At 50.6% G+C, this 15,047-nt stretch carries 11 protein-coding genes and 1 pseudogene; 7 read left to right on the forward strand and 5 right to left on the reverse strand.

What is annotated here, in order from left to right; genetic code table 11:
• Positions 1-372 precede the first annotated feature (372 nt).
• Together AC566Q_RS04130 and AC566Q_RS04135 are read left to right on the forward strand one after the other, a co-directional pair.
• Complete coding sequence (locus tag AC566Q_RS04130) at positions 373-1,575, forward strand: ISL3 family transposase (RefSeq protein WP_499614014.1); 1,203 nt, start codon at positions 373-375, stop codon at positions 1,573-1,575.
• Between the two features lie 238 nt (positions 1,576-1,813).
• Positions 1,814-1,931, forward strand: a pseudogene (locus tag AC566Q_RS04135) (transposase); the annotation flags it as partial.
• A gap of 46 nt (positions 1,932-1,977) precedes the next feature.
• Here the strand turns inward: AC566Q_RS04135 and AC566Q_RS04140 are convergent.
• From AC566Q_RS04140 to AC566Q_RS04160, 5 genes are all read right to left on the reverse strand, one after another.
• Positions 1,978-2,946, reverse strand: coding sequence for an AraC family transcriptional regulator (locus AC566Q_RS04140; protein ID WP_499614017.1), 969 nt, complete (start codon positions 2,944-2,946; stop codon positions 1,978-1,980).
• A 278-nt stretch (positions 2,947-3,224) separates the two neighbouring features.
• A complete protein-coding gene (locus tag AC566Q_RS04145) occupies positions 3,225-4,361 on the reverse strand; it encodes an ISAs1 family transposase (protein WP_112403874.1) in 1,137 nt (378 codons plus the stop codon).
• 101 nt (positions 4,362-4,462) lie between these two features.
• Positions 4,463-7,441 (reverse strand): Tn3-like element ISShfr9 family transposase, encoded by a 2,979-nt coding sequence (locus AC566Q_RS04150; protein ID WP_013755170.1) that lies wholly within the window; start codon positions 7,439-7,441, stop codon positions 4,463-4,465.
• Positions 7,442-7,570: 129 nt separating this feature from the next.
• Complete coding sequence (locus AC566Q_RS04155) at positions 7,571-7,813, reverse strand: hypothetical protein (RefSeq protein WP_499614021.1); 243 nt, start codon at positions 7,811-7,813, stop codon at positions 7,571-7,573.
• Between the two features lie 3 nt (positions 7,814-7,816).
• A complete protein-coding gene (locus AC566Q_RS04160; RefSeq protein WP_493806001.1) occupies positions 7,817-8,788 on the reverse strand; it encodes a LysR substrate-binding domain-containing protein in 972 nt (323 codons plus the stop codon).
• Positions 8,789-9,120: 332 nt separating this feature from the next.
• Between AC566Q_RS04160 and AC566Q_RS04165 the strand changes: the two genes are divergently transcribed.
• The 5 genes from AC566Q_RS04165 (at position 9,121) to AC566Q_RS04185 (ending at position 14,840) form a co-directional block, all read left to right on the forward strand.
• Positions 9,121-9,690, forward strand: a complete 570-nt coding sequence (locus tag AC566Q_RS04165) for an MAPEG family protein (protein WP_493806002.1) — start codon at positions 9,121-9,123, stop codon at positions 9,688-9,690.
• 11 nt (positions 9,691-9,701) lie between these two features.
• Positions 9,702-10,283 (forward strand): TetR/AcrR family transcriptional regulator, encoded by a 582-nt coding sequence (locus tag AC566Q_RS04170; protein WP_499614026.1) that lies wholly within the window; start codon positions 9,702-9,704, stop codon positions 10,281-10,283.
• 106 nt (positions 10,284-10,389) lie between these two features.
• A complete protein-coding gene (locus AC566Q_RS04175) occupies positions 10,390-12,744 on the forward strand; it encodes an MMPL family transporter (RefSeq protein ID WP_493806004.1) in 2,355 nt (784 codons plus the stop codon).
• Between the two features lie 28 nt (positions 12,745-12,772).
• On the forward strand, positions 12,773-13,591 hold the full coding sequence (locus AC566Q_RS04180; protein WP_499614031.1) for an outer membrane lipoprotein-sorting protein: 819 nt from the start codon (positions 12,773-12,775) through the stop codon (positions 13,589-13,591).
• A 22-nt stretch (positions 13,592-13,613) separates the two neighbouring features.
• The gene (locus tag AC566Q_RS04185) at positions 13,614-14,840 is read left to right on the forward strand and encodes a hypothetical protein (protein WP_493806006.1); all 1,227 of its coding nucleotides are present in this window, start codon (positions 13,614-13,616) and stop codon (positions 14,838-14,840) included.
• Positions 14,841-15,047 lie beyond the last annotated feature (207 nt).

The raw sequence follows: 15,047 nt of genomic DNA on the forward strand, positions 1-15,047 counted from the left end.
TTGTTTTTGCATCGCAAGTAAACCCTACGATGCCGACATCAATCTGAACTGAAATGTACCTAGCCATATCTAATCCAGATCCCGCGAAACCTGCCCGATTGAACTTGGCTCGACGCATACTCCAGAACTAAGCATTGGCTAGCGCAAAGCTGTTAACCCTTAAGGCGCGTGACTTAATCTGATCCAGCCCTGTTTATTTCAAATCGCGTGTATTATGTCGCGCTGGCCGGCACGGGGATATCCCGTTTCTTTAATTCGCTATCCGTTTTTTAAGGCTCATCGCGGTATCGTGGGAAAAATGAGGTGGACAGACAGAGAAGTAGGTAAATTGGTAGTCGCCAAACACACCAAGCCTTCAGCTCTGCTGTCACTATGCATACTATTCTGTTCGACTCATTCTGGCCAGGTTTTCAACCCAGCACTCACGCTACGCTAGATGAACATTCTCTGATTATTCACCTGGAACCTTGCCCGAAGACGACTCCCCGTTGCAGCCGGTGTCACCAGCCAAGCCCCCTTATTCATGACCGGCGTATCCGCAAAATTCGTGATCGTGACCTGTTCGATAAGCGTGTCGAACTGCACCTATTGGTCCGGCGTGTTGATTGCCTTAACTGTGGTCGTGTCAGCGAGCATATCGATTGGCTACGGCCTGGCGCAAGGCTGACACTGCGGATGATCGCCTGGGTTGAAACGCTGCTGCCACTACTGCCGATCAGTCACATCAGTCAACTCACGGGGCTGCACTGGCATACGATTAAAACCCTTGATAAGCTGCGCTTGGAGGCCTCTGTTGGTGGCTTTGATCCGGGCGATGTTCGTCGCTTGGTCATGGATGAATTTGCGCTTCATAAGGGGCACCGATATGCCACCGTCATCATGGATGCCGAACGTACTCGAGTGCTCTGGGTGGGTGAAGGTAATAGCCGAAAGGCGATCCGCCCGTTCTTCGAGCAGCTGGGCGAGCGCTGCCAGCAGATTGAAGCGGTCGCCATGGATATGAATACCGCCTTTGACTCTGAAGTCCGCCAGCACTGTCCGCAAGCCGAAGTTGTGTTCGATCTGTTCCATGTAGTGGCCTTGTATGGGCGCAAGGTGATGGATCGCATACGAGTCGATCAGGCCAATGCGTTAAAGGCAGACAAACCCGCCCGGCAGGTGATCAAACAGAGTCGTTGGTTGTTGCTGAGAAATAAGGAAAACCTGAAGGAAGAGCAAAGCGTTCGGTTGCAGGAGATCCTTGATGCAAACCAGTCACTGGCGACCGTCTACGTGCTCAAAGACGCCTTGAAAGAGGTTTGGTATGCGCCAACAGTCTGGGAGGCAGGGTGTCGCTGGAGAGCTTGGCTAAGGTATGCCAAAGAAAGCGGCTTGGAGCCATTACAGCGCTTTGCCCGTAATCTAAAACGATACACGCAAGGCATCCTCGCCAGCGCAAAGTTTCCGATGCACACCAGCCTGCTGGAAGGGGTGAACAACAAGATTAAGGTGATCAAGCGCATGGCATATGGTTACCGGGACAAGGCTTACTTCTTCCTCAAAATCAAGGCAGCCTTCCCCGGTAAAGTGCGATGAACCTTATTTAAGGTACACGCCCGGTCATCACTCCTTGTCAGGGGTAGCGGGCGTCCAGTTTTGGGACAATAATTCGTCGATGATGTTGGCCTTCTGCATTGGCAGGCGGGTCAGCGCATCCTTTAGACAGGCATACGGATTATTCTCGTAGCCTGGCGGACTGAATCAGGGCATCGTCTTGTTTTTGAGTTCCAGATGGACAGCCGGGAAGACCGGCTCAAAGAAGCGCAACCAGTGAGAAAAGCTTCCTGGACGCATTGAGATGGATGACGCCTATCTGGGCGGTGAACGGTCGGGAAAGCGCGGGCGCGGCGCACAAGCTCCCGTTTGTCGCCGCAGTGCAAACCAATGAAGAACGCCGTACCGGTTCCTGAAGATCGCTGAGCCTTATGCGTAATCAGGTTAGTCGATGAGGTTGGCTTCTGCACGCGTACGGCGCAGAGTCTCCGATGGCAGCTCCCCGAAAGTGTACTTATAGCTATCGGCAAAGCGTCCAAGATGTAGGAATCCGTAGTCAATAGCCGCTTCCGTGACACTTCTCGATGCAGCGTCCGGGTTACTCAAGTGAGTATAAACGGCTTCCAATTTGCGCTGGCGTATGAATCGTATGGGTGTCGTACCAGTATGCTTCTTAAATAGCTCATTTAAAGAGGGAGCACTCATACCTGCCAGCTCGACCAATTGCTCCAGACAGATAATTTGCTTGATATTGTTCGAGATGAACTCTTCCAGATGTTCGAACGAATCGCCTACACAACTCATCGGCTCGCGGCTAATATTACCGCCAGGTATGGCGAGCAACTTACTTATTAAAAGCTTGGCATAGCGTTCCCCCACCTGAAGATGAGACTCGTCATTTTCCGCTTCCTGACATACCAAGTTAATCAAACTAATTAAGCCATCCTGCTTTGCGTGACGATAAAGCGGGGCGAGGCGCGCCCTCGAGTCCGAGTAACTCCACCTATTTTCGCTGCAAACCGAGTAAATTAAACGAGCGGGAATCTTGACGACAAGCTTCTCGTAGTTGTCTGAGTAGGTAAGGTCTAAAGCGTTGTCAGGGTTTAGTAACAATAATTCGCCGGGGGCTAATGTATGCTCTTCACCACCCGCTCTCAATGAACAGAGCCCTTTAAGCACGAAGTGCACATGGTAAAGACCTTCGCGTTCATGCGGCGACGACGAGACTGCCGCTCTGTCACCGTAGCACATTTGGAACAGACCCAAGCCGCCAATCTCGATGTGTTTCAGATTAACCTTTAGATTTTTAATGCGGTTTTGGACAACACTATGGGAGCCTGCATGCTCGTTGGAATAACTGACAGCATCGCTAAGGCAGCATCTGCTTAAAATTTGGCTTTTTTCACTTAGCATTACCATTAATCCTTCATTGTAATTATTATTGGTTGGCGATTTGCACGATCGAATCGTGACCCGATGCTGCGAAAACCAAAACACCAAACCTCAATTTAGGTCAATGTCAATATTAATTTATCACTGAATCCTTGCCCTCCCAAAGCCTGCTATAGCGGGCTTTGGGAGGATATAAGAGCATCGCACACCCAGTCAGTGCTTTCGGCTCACGCGCACTCTACAACAATCCCGAACCGAAGTCTATACTTACACCCCACAGCGGCCTGGCCCCGGCACGGCTAGCGCATTTTAATCCCAGATTCTAAAAGGGTTGAGCGGTAATCATCATCCAGCGCAGCCATTTTCCTTTTGGCTTTCATACTCGCTGTTTTTGTTTCATCTTGTTTAAATAAGGCCATGGCTATTTTTCGCATGACATTGAAGACCAGTGCGCCGTGTCCTTTACGGATCCTTGACTCGTCTTCTCTGAACGTCATATCCAACACCCAATGCATACTCTCGACTTGCCAATGGCTGCGTACACAATTTAAAGCTTGCTCTGCATTTAAACCCAGAGAGCTCACGTACCAGCGTGTTTCAACGCTATCAGTGTTTGTCGATTTTTCATGTATTTTTGATGTCACTTGAATAACGCTTTTTAGGCCGCTCCATTGATACTGTTTAGTTAGCCAGTTTTTCTGGATGAGTAGTTGCTGACAGGTTCTGGTTTCAATGCGCCCATGGCCTGCATTGATTTCTGTATGCGTCGAGTACACCTCGTCTGATAAGCCCTCCCGCACACTTTTATGCCACCACGCCGCCAGCTCTGCCTGCATACCTGAGTGATTGCCTTTAAGTGCCAAAATGTAATCGGCTTTTTGCTTCACAATTTGCAAGGCTATTTCACGCTGACATCCCATGGCATCCAAGGTAATAATACTGTTTTCTATTTCCAACATGCTCAGCAATTCAGGAATGGCAGTGATTTCATTGGTTTTGTTATCGACGGCCACTTGCCCGAGCACGAGTTGATGCTGACAACTCCAGGCGCTGACCGCATGCAGCGCGTTGTTTCTCTCTTTGGTGGAAAACGAACGACGGGCGGTTTTACCGTCAATCGCAATCACACCACACCCTGTTTCTTCAATAAGCGAGGATATCCACGCTTGAAAGGCTTTCTCGATTTCAGCGGGTTTTAATCGGCAAATCACCCGTGCAATGGTATCGTGACGTGGGATCCCTGCTTCAAAGGGCCGGTATTTGCGTAGCCAGTCAAGCTTGATATGACCAAACTGCTCAATGTCTTCCCAGCCTTCACTGCCTGACATTACCGCACTTATCGCCAGTAACAAGATGTCGAGTAAGTTATGTTTTTTACAGCGTTCAATACGCGGATCAGAAATGGGGGCAAAATGTTTCAGGAAAGTCGGGCTCATCAAAGTGACCAAGTAAGTGATTAGACCTCGATCTGATCGTCACTTAGGCTAAAAGTTCAATTTATAATGATCTTGCCGTGGGGTTACATTTTGTTCGAAGCTCAATCATCCACTATCGGCCTTGTTATTTCGCCAATATTGGGCAATTTCCCAGTATTAGTGAAGTTATACGTTCCGCTTAAGTTGATATTTTGCCACGCAACGGGCGAAACAGCACGAGTGATACCCGCTTTCTCTTCATCTCCTCTCGCTTCAAAGTGTCCCAGCAGATGACTCAGTATCGCGGAGTTGAAGTAGATGATCGCGTTGGCAAGCAATCTTGCACATTCATTCCAGATAGCGATTTCACTCTCGTTTTTGCCTCGGAACTGATCGCCATTCACCGACGCAATAGCCCGTCTCAGGAAGTGCCACGCTTCTCCCCGGTTAAGGGCACGCTGAACGTACTGCCGCAAACTGGCATTGTCTATGTAATCCAGTAAATATTGCGCTTTGACCAGTCGATTATACTCCGTCAGCGCCTGTAATGTCGGGTGCCCCGAAGGATAACCAGACAACTTTCTTACCAGCATTGCCTGTGTCGTTCGCTTTGTCTGAAGTGACAGAACAATGCGCCTAATATCCTGCCATCCCGTTTCGATGACATTCGTCCTGATGGGCTTTTTCAGGGCAAGGTTGGTGCCGCCGTGTTCATTTTCAGTTACGTCAAACAGATCATTGATGACACTACTGAACTGCGCGTATCGCGGTGCAAAACTGTAACCGCATAGATCCAGTAAGGCGAAGTTAACATGATTGACACCGTGTGTATCTGTCGAGAGTACGTCAGGTTTGATTTCACTGCTGTTGGATTGTAACAGGTCATAAATATAGTGTGATTCGTGCTCGTTGGAACCGATGATCCGAGCATTGAGGGCGCTGTGGTTGGCCACCAGTGTCATGGCCGTGATCCCTTTGTTGGTGCCGAAATACTTAGAGGAGTACCGGGTTTTAAAGGTTTCCAGATGGGTTTCGAATTTCTGACCATCCGCACTGGCGTGCAGCTGGTCCTCCTGAATATGGTAGTGGCGGAAGATGGGTAGCGCTGCAACCGCATTATTGATCACGTCGCTGGCGTCATGCAGCGTTTCAGGCCGGATATAGTTGGCCTGCACCGTACTCAGGTGTTCATAGCTTCGATCGGAGATCTGCGCCATGCCATACACACCACGGTGAGTGGCGTTGGCAATCAGAATGGCCAGTAAATCATCCTGATGAGTGAACCCTTGTTTTTGTATCGGAAGTACATGAGTCAGACATTTCATGAACCCGGTTTCGCGCTCTACATACCGCAGTACATCCGCGATACCGACCGGTTGCATTCGCTTAAAAAAGGGATTGTTGACCAGAGATGTAGCGCTTTTGGTCGGCAGACGCCAGCGGGTACCGGTACGATTTTTCATGATCACATTTCGATTGTCTCCCTCATCAATATGGAGAGCAACGTCTTTGAGTGCACTTTCCAGCCGGTGTTGTTTCTCCTGTAACAATAACTCTGCGGGCTGTTTTAGTCTGTCCAGTGTTGATGAGGCCAGCAAGGTATCCTGCGATGTCTGGGGGATCAGGTCGTCTTCCAGTGCGCGGTATTTGGTAACATTTGGCAAATAAATGCGTCCATTCAGTCGTGAGGTTAACTGCCGGTAGAGCAGCCATTCGTAACGTTGCGGGTTAACGTTATCCTGTTTAACCAACCATGGGAGGTGCTTTTTCGGGATGAGCGACGTATCCATCGTCTTCAGTGGTCCACCGAATGCGATTTCCGTCTGCATCTGTTGAAGTTGGGCGACGACGGCTTCTGAGCCTTTACCGGCCTCACATTCAAGGCACAAGAACACCTGCCTTAACAGTTGCTCCAGGAGATTGCATTGTTCATCGTAATGTTGCCACTGGTACTCTTCCACGGTCCGTTTCTGTTTTTTCAGGTAAAGGCAGAGGGTCTGGATATCCCTGTCATTCATGACCTTCAATGCCTGTTGTCTGACTACTGAGAAGGGTTGATTATCATCAATGTTCTCATCCACAAACAGATGCAGTAACTCTGCCGCTTTCGTGACATTGTCCGCGGCTGACTGCCAGGACAGGAACACTGCTTGTTGTGCAAAGGTGTTGGCAGCTTCTTGTTGCTTGCGGATATGGTAAATGAACCCATCAGTTAACCGTTCCAGTGCCAGTTGTATCCGCTCTGTCAGGTGACATAGCAACCATAGATGCTGCTGTGCGCGTTTGAATCGTTTGAGTTTACTACCGTAATAGTTGATGAGCTCACCGAAGTGTTGTCGATTTTTAAGAGACAGATTAAGCCCATCGATAACGCCATTGATTTGCGTGCGCCATGGCGCTAACTGATGATAAAGGGCAAGCTCTTTTTTAAGTTCAGGTACGGTCAGACTTTTTGCACCGCCTCTGAGCTGGTTCAGGCTTAGTCCGTCATCAATGGCTGTTATGCTGTCCAGAAAGACGTGAAGTTCAGGACTGGTGAGTTGATTAAGTTGGTGCGCCAGGTCTTTTCTGACCTGCTGCATCGCTCTGCTTATCAGTCTCTGGAGTACGGTGTACCTAGGGATAGCAATGCTGTGACTGGTTAGGAATTCAATAGCAGTATCAAAGAGGTAACGCGGCTCCAGCCAGGCATTGCCCACCTGAACAAGGTGGTCGAAAAGAGAATTGAAGTGCTGACTTTCGTCCCATTTGTGATAACCAGCAAGGTCTAATACTTTTGCGTAGAGTCGATCTTTTTGTTTTTGTGAGGGAGTGAATGGTCTGAGCCCCTTGCCGCCAAGCAGCTCTTTACTGATGAACATTAAATCCTTAGAAACCTGCGAGTAAGCGATATCTAGGATGACGGGCTTTGATTTGAAGTATCCCAAAATCGCGACAAAGTAACATCTATGAGCTCTGAGACGAATTGACCGAAAAACTGCCAATTCCGCATCGTTCAGAGAAAAGTACAGACGTTGTTCTTCGATTGAAAAAATGGGTGGGGAATAAAGATCTGCCTGTTCTGCTCTCGTGAGAATAGTAATTTCGTTTTTGATGGCCATATCAGGGCTGTTCCGTATTAAATGTACGATATTTACCTAATTTGCCACACTTATAAGTAGTAACCCACCTCCGCAGCCATTTATTGGTGTGGTCTACAGAGGATTAAGTCTTTTTAGAGGGGAAAATCCCTAGAACCCCAGATTGTGGAACGCCTTCGAGCCCTCCTCGGTAATATGGAATGTCGTGCCTCCGGGCTCTTTTTTCGCCTGTACCCAGCCCAGTTTGGACATTTCACTCATCAACCTATGGGCATTGGCTTTTGTAATACCTAGCCCGATCCGTGACGTACCCTCCAACTCATTGCTCATCAGGTAAGGACAAAACCCCCCTTCACTTTCCAGCATTCCGAGCAGTAGTAGTTTCTTCTCCATAAATCACGTCCTGTTGGCTAACTGCTTAACGTCGGCCTCCAAAAGCGCGGCATGGCTGGAGGATAACAATGGTTCCTTGCTAAATTCGTCGGTGATGAAGCTTATAAAAGCCTGCGTTCTTGCCGGCAGCGGACGCCGTGCGGGATACACAAGACTAATCGGCATCGGTGCAGCCTCATATCGCTCTAACAAGCGTACGACCTTACCTTCATCGAGCAATTCCGGTATAGACCAGCTTGGCAATATCGCGATTCCGTTACCCTCAAACGCTGTCATCCCGACAACATCAGCAGAGTTGGAGCTAATGCGCCCCGATACTTTGACGCGAATAGTTTCCCCCGACTCATTATCTGCGAACTGCCACACATTCGGTGACGACAGCCCATTGAAAATAATGCAGTTATGAGACTTCAAATCTTCCGGGTGTTGCGGAAAACCGTGCTTTTCAACATAGTCCGGGGTGGCGACAGCCATGCGTCGCATATTACCCACGCGCACAACAATCAGGTTTTCATCTACGACGTGGCCGAGTCGGATGGCGACATCGATGTTTTCTTCCACGATGTCTGTAACCAGGTCGCTAAGCTCGAAATTGACATTCACTTCCGGCCATTTTGCTAGGAATCGCTTCATCCGTGGGATCACCTGAATGCGGGTAAAGGCTGTGGTTCCTGAGACCCGGATAGTGCCAAACGCTTTTCCCTGGGCTGCGGCAACAGAAGCCGTTGCTTGCGCAGCAGCGGCCACCAAGCCGATAGCGTGGTGATAGAAAACACGCCCCTCCTCCGTCAGTTCCAACGACCGGGTTGTCCGGTTTAGGAGCCGCGCACCTACATGTGCTTCAAGCGCTCCGATCTGTCGGCTGACGGTTGGTTGCGTTGATTTCATCTCTTCCGCCACAGCGGTAAAGCTCCCAACCTCAACAGTTCGGACAAAGATATTAACGAGTTCGAGTATTCCTGATTGCATGCGCATAATGTATCAATAGATGGGAATGGCGTCTAATAAATTCAACATCTTCAACGTGAGTATATGGCAAAAATAATGCCCACTGCGTGAATTATCTCGCTAAAACCAATAAAAATGCTAGTAAAAACAACAAAAATTTAAGCTCTATGCCACAGCGCTATCCCGCACCATTACTAGCATTACATGATACTAATACGCTGAGTGTATGAATGATATACGTGCTCGCTAAGTTATCATCCGGCTTTTTCTCCGTATATTTCACCTAACAAATTTGATTCGCGGCGGTGTGTCCGAAAAGGAACCGGTCGTTAAACAACTAAAACTCAACAGGTGAAAAAGTGAGCAAACTACTCGAAGCTGATGTGTCTACCGAAGCCGGCGCCAAGACGGTGCTGTCGCGTTTCCAACTCTATGCGCTTATCAATCTGATCCTTATTGGCGGTTTTCTGTATCTCGGAATGACCGGTAATTGGTTCGCCGACCAAAGCGTTACGACGACAGCAGACAAGTTTGCATACGTCTTTCAGAACTTCGCTTTTATCGGCCTGGTATTGTGGATCTCGGTTTTCTGGGTCTCAAATGTCAGGCAAGTGCCTAACGAGGAACGTTGGCAGGAAGCACATCGCCCATCACCGGGTAGTGCCCTCGATTTGGCTCAACGAATAACGCTCAACACGTTAGAGCAGGCCGTCATTATCGTACTAGCGCAACTGGCGCTCGCCTCGGTGCTCACACCCGAAACCATCAATGCTACCCGTCTGTTGGCGATTGTCTGGGTCTTGGGACGGCTGTTGTTCACCGTCGGCTACCGTATTCACCCGTTCCACCGATCGTTCGGCATGTCCATGACCTTGTTACCGCCGGTCATAACGTTTGGCTACGCCATCTACCAGATCCTCTTTGCATAGGAGCCGCAAATATGGCCAGGGCAAGAGAATTTTCTGAAGATGACGTATTGGAAGCCAGCATGAACGCATTCTGGCGACGCGGTTATGAGGCTACGTCGATTACCGACCTTGAGAATGCTACGGGCATTGCACGAGGTAGCATATACAAAGCGTTCGGCGATAAACGGCAGCTGTTCCTGCTGTCGTTAAATCGCTACCTCTCTGGCACTAAGAAACAGTTTAAGAAAATACTCGACAGCGACGGCGACACTATAGCCGCTTTGTTAAATTCTTTTGAGGCAGCCCAAGCCGCCGACGCGGCGAGTGGGTCGCGAGGCTGTTTTGCAATGAACAGCGGCATCGAGCTTGCCTGTGAAGACGAAGACGTCGGCAAGCTTCTGCACTTCCACCAAAGTTACCTGCTGCGGCATATGACCGATCGTATCCGGCGCGGTCAGGCCGATGGAGAAGTGCGAACAGATGTCGATCCACAAACGGCGACACTGATGTTGCTGATCTTCCATACCGGCATATCCGCTTCAGCCTGGCAGGCCGTCGATCCGGCTGCCATCAGCGAGACGACGAGCAAACTATTGGCATTGCTATCGCCCTAAAAAAATTTGCCCGATTGGGAAACAACCGTTCCCCAACTGCAATACGGCAGCCCGAAAAACAAGAACACGCGGACATTAATGTCCTGAATTATTTGGAGACTAACAAATGACTACACAAGAAAAGGAGAACCAGTTCGGCGCACGCTTTGGCCGCTTTGTTGTCCAGTGGCGCTGGCCCATTCTTATCCTGACACTATTGCTCGGTATTACTGCCGCTAGCGGCGTCCGCTTCCTGGGGTTTGATCAGGATTACCGCGCGTTTTTCAGCGACGAGAACCCGCAGCTGACAGAGTTCGAGAAGGTGCAGCGCACCTACACAAAATCCGACACCGTCTTATTCGCCATTCTGCCAACCGAAGGCGATACGGTTTTCAGTAAACCGGTCATCGAGGCCGTGAGCGAGCTCACTGAGCAAAGCTGGTTATTGCCATACACATTGCGCGTCGATTCCATGACCAATTTTCAGCACACTGTCGCTGAAGCTGACGACCTGATCGTGGCTAACCTGGTTGAGGACGCAACAAGCCTAACCCCGGCCGACATTGAATATATTCGGGGCGTCGCAGTGAAAGAGCCAAATCTGGTTAACCAGCTGGTCAGCCCAGATGGCGGCGCGGCCGGCGTCCTGGTGACGTTCCACCTTCCCGGGGAATCCATAGATGAAATGCCGACCGTAGCGGAAGCCGCCCGTCAGCTCTCCCAACAAATTCAGCAAAGCTACCCTGTCGATATAAAGATGACCGGCTCTGTCCCGCTTAACAACGCGTTCTTCCAGTCATCCGCACAAGATACCACTACCTTAGTGCCGCTGATGTACCTGATCATCATCGTTGCCACTTTCCTACTGGTGCGCTCGTTTACTGCAACGATAGGCACCGTCATCGTCCTCATTATGTCGGTTGCGGTTGGCGTGGGCATGGGCGGTTGGCTCGGGATTTTGCTTACGCCGCCTTCTGCAGCGACACCAACAATCATCACCACACTGGCGGTCGCAGACTCGGTCCATTTCCTTATGACGATGATGGCCGCCATGCGTTCGGGTATGGAAAAACGTGCTGCCATCGTTGAAAGCCTGCGCGTCAACGTACAGCCTATATTCTTAACAAGCATCACGACCGCTGTCGGCTTCCTGTCAATGAATTTCAGTGATGCCCCACCCTTCCGGGATCTGGGCAACATGACAGCGATCGGCGTGATGGCTGCTTGTCTGTTCTCTCTCGTTTTGCTGCCAGCTTTCTTGGCCATCGTGCCTGTAAAAGCCCGCGCCAGCAAAGATCGCATGACCGCATCATTTGATTGGCTCGCCGATTTTGTCATTCGCCACCGTAAGCCCGTTTTGGGTCTTTCACTGGTGGCGTCTTTTGGGCTGGTTGCTCTAATTCCGCTTAACAATGTCAACGACGACATGGTGGCGTACTTCGACAAATCGTTGGAGTTCAGACAGCACACCGACACTACACTCGATAAACTGACCGGCATCTACCAGCTACAGTTCTCGCTCGAAACTGGTGAGGCGAACGGCGTCAGTGATCCGGCATTCCTTGCTAAGACAGAGAGCTTCACCGATTGGTTGCGCCAACAGCCGGAAGTGATCCACGTTAACTCTATTACGGATACCTTCAAGCGTCTGAATAAGAACCTGCATGGCGATGACCAGGACTGGTACCGCTTACCCGACGAGAGAGACCAGGCCTCGCAATACTTGCTCTTGTATGAGCTGTCTTTGCCTTACGGGCTGGATCTGAACAACCAACTCAACATCGACAAATCCTCTACCCGCATCGTCGCGACCCTGCAGGATATGGATTCGGACGAAATGATTGAAATCACCGAGCGCTCGGAGCAGTGGCTCGAAAGTAATACCGGGATTCAAGCGCTCGGCGTCGGTCCTGCGATTATGTTTGCGCACATCAGCGAACGTAATATTGACAGCATGATCGACGGCACGTTGATCGCCATTCTCATTATTTCACTAATGATTATGGTGGCTTTGCGAAGCCTGAGTATCGGTTTCATCAGCCTTATTCCGAACCTTTTGCCTGCCGGCATCACCTTCGGCATCTGGGGGCTGTTTGTTGGCGAAGTGAATGTTGCCGCATCAATCGTGCTCGGTATGGCAATGGGCATTCTTGTGGATGACTGCGTCCATTTCCTCAGTAAATACCTGCGCGGCCGCCGTGAACACGGGCAGAGCTCGGAAGAAGCAGTACGTTATGCCTTCCATCATGTGGGCGGCGCTATCATCGTGACTTCGGTCATTTTGATTGCAGGTTTCGCACTGCTGTCCTTGTCTTCATTCGCGCTCAACAAATACATGGCTCAGCTCACCGGCATCGCGATTTTCGTCGCAGTGATTGCTGACTTGTTGCTGCTGCCGACGTTGCTGATGACCCTGGACCGCAAAAAACGCGGTGCTGACAAGACGACTTCTACTCCCGTCGCCGTCGCTCAAAAAATCTAAACCACTTACACATCGGAAAGGAAATATTATGAATACGACACCATTAACTAGACGCTCAATCTTGGGCACTACTGCAGCCCTCTTGGCGCTGTCGGCCGGATTTACCGCGCTGCCGGCAGCGGCACAAACTGCTGTAGAGCGTGGGCTTGAGATCGCTGTTGAAGCCGACCGCCGCGACATCGGCTTTGGCGACACCAAAGCCAATATGACCATGACGCTGAAAAGCGCACAGGGTGAAACGGCGACCCGTTCCCTGCGCATACGCACGCTTGAACAAACAGACGACGGCGACAAATCGATGATCATCTTCGATACGCCTGGCGACGTAAAAGGCACGGCTTTTCTCTCGTTTACCCACAAACAAGGTGCAGATGACCAGTGGCTCTACCTGCCATCCCTGAAACGCGTCAAACGCATTTCGCAGTCCAACCAGTCAGGCCCATTCGTGGGCAGTGAGTTTGCCTACGAAGACCTCTCTTCCCAGGAAGTCGAAAAGTACACTTACAAGTATGTACGTGACGAGAGCTTCGACGGCCGGGACCATTTTGTTATCGAGACCGATCCAGTGAACCCAAAGTCCGGTTACAGCCGACAGCTCGTCTATTTTGATAAAGAGCACTACCGCCCCTGGAAAATCGAGTTTTTCGACCGTCGTGGCTCGCATATGAAAACGCTGACGGTCTCAGGTTACAAGCAGTACCTGGGCAAATACTGGCGAGCTGACCGCCAGGACATGGTCAATCACCTCACCGGTAAAAGCACAACGTTGTCGTTCGGCGACTATGTGTTCAATAACGGCTTCAAAGACCGTGATTTCAATCAAAACGCACTGAAAAAGGCTCGCTGAGCGGGCTGAAAGGACAAGCGTTATGCTGACATCCCACCACAATATTCATCGAAAAGCAGCGCCCTGGCTTCTAGCTGGGGCGCTCACAATGCCAGTAGCAACGCTCGCAACCGCCGGGGAGATTTCAGGCCACGTCGGACTTGAGAGCCGGTACTTTACCAACGACACATCGGACTCCAGGCAAGATCGCTTCGGCCTCTCTGTGTTTGGCCAGTTTGAATACTTTCACGATTGGGACGACGGCAACCAGCGTTTCGTCGCCACGCCGTTCTTGCGCTACGACGAGGACGACAGCGAACGCACCCACTTTGACCTGCGGGAATTTTACTACCGCAAGAGCTTTGAAGATCAGGGTATCGACCTTTATGTCGGTGCTCGAACCGTCTTCTGGGGCGTCACCGAAAGTCTACACCTGGTCGATGTAATCAACCAAACGGATCTCGTCGAGAATCTGGACGGGGAAGACAAGCTTGGTCAACCAATGGTTCAGCTCTCTTGGGAGCAGGACTGGGGCACGCTCGATCTCTTCTATCTGCCCTACTTTCGTGAACGTACCTTCCCGGGCGAAAATGGCAGACTCAGAACCCCTTTCGTCGTGGATACCGACCGCGCTGAGTATGAATCCGGCGCAGAGCAGTGGCAACCCAGCTTTGCCGCTCGGTGGAGCAACAGTATCGGCGACTGGGACATCGGCGTATCGCAATTCTATGGAAACAGCCCCGAGCCGCGTTTCATTCAAGACAACAGTGGCAGCGAGACGGTTTTGGTCCCCCGATACGATCTATTGAATCAGACCAGTATCGATGTCCAATATACCGCCGAAGACTGGCTGTGGAAGCTTGAGGCATTAACGCGTGACAGCTTCGATGGCCGGTCAAACGCTTTCGTTGGCGGCTTTGAATACACCTTGTTTGATATAAAAGAGACCGGCCTGGACATCGGCCTGATCGCCGAATTTCAATATGACGATCGCAGCGGAGAAATTCAGCCCATTGGTGACAACGATATAGCCTTCGGCACTCGCTTTACTCTGAACGACACCAACGATACCGACATCCTGTTTTTAACGGCGATAGACGTTGAAACCGGTTCCCAGTTCTACACGGTCGAAGCGGATCGACGTATTGGCGAAGACTGGGAAGTTGAGCTTCAAGCCAGGTTTTTCGCCAATGCGGACAACGCCAACGATCCGCTGACAATTTTCAACCAAGAAGACTACTTCCAGCTCACGCTGCGGAAGTTCTTCTAGCCCGGATGTTTCATAAAAGCGCCAAATTGCCACCCAATCCTGTAGCCGAAACGTCCATCTCACCCGACCATGAGATCCGTTCTTATTAATTGGCCGGGTTTCGCTTCCGAGCAGACAACTCACCCGCTCAAATTGATTGCTATTTGATCAATTCCGACGCCCAGGCGTGCCAAAGCCTCCCGAGGGCCGGGATGGCGGTGAGCGCCG

It is taken from the genome of Alteromonas sp. H02 (assembly GCF_059682525.1).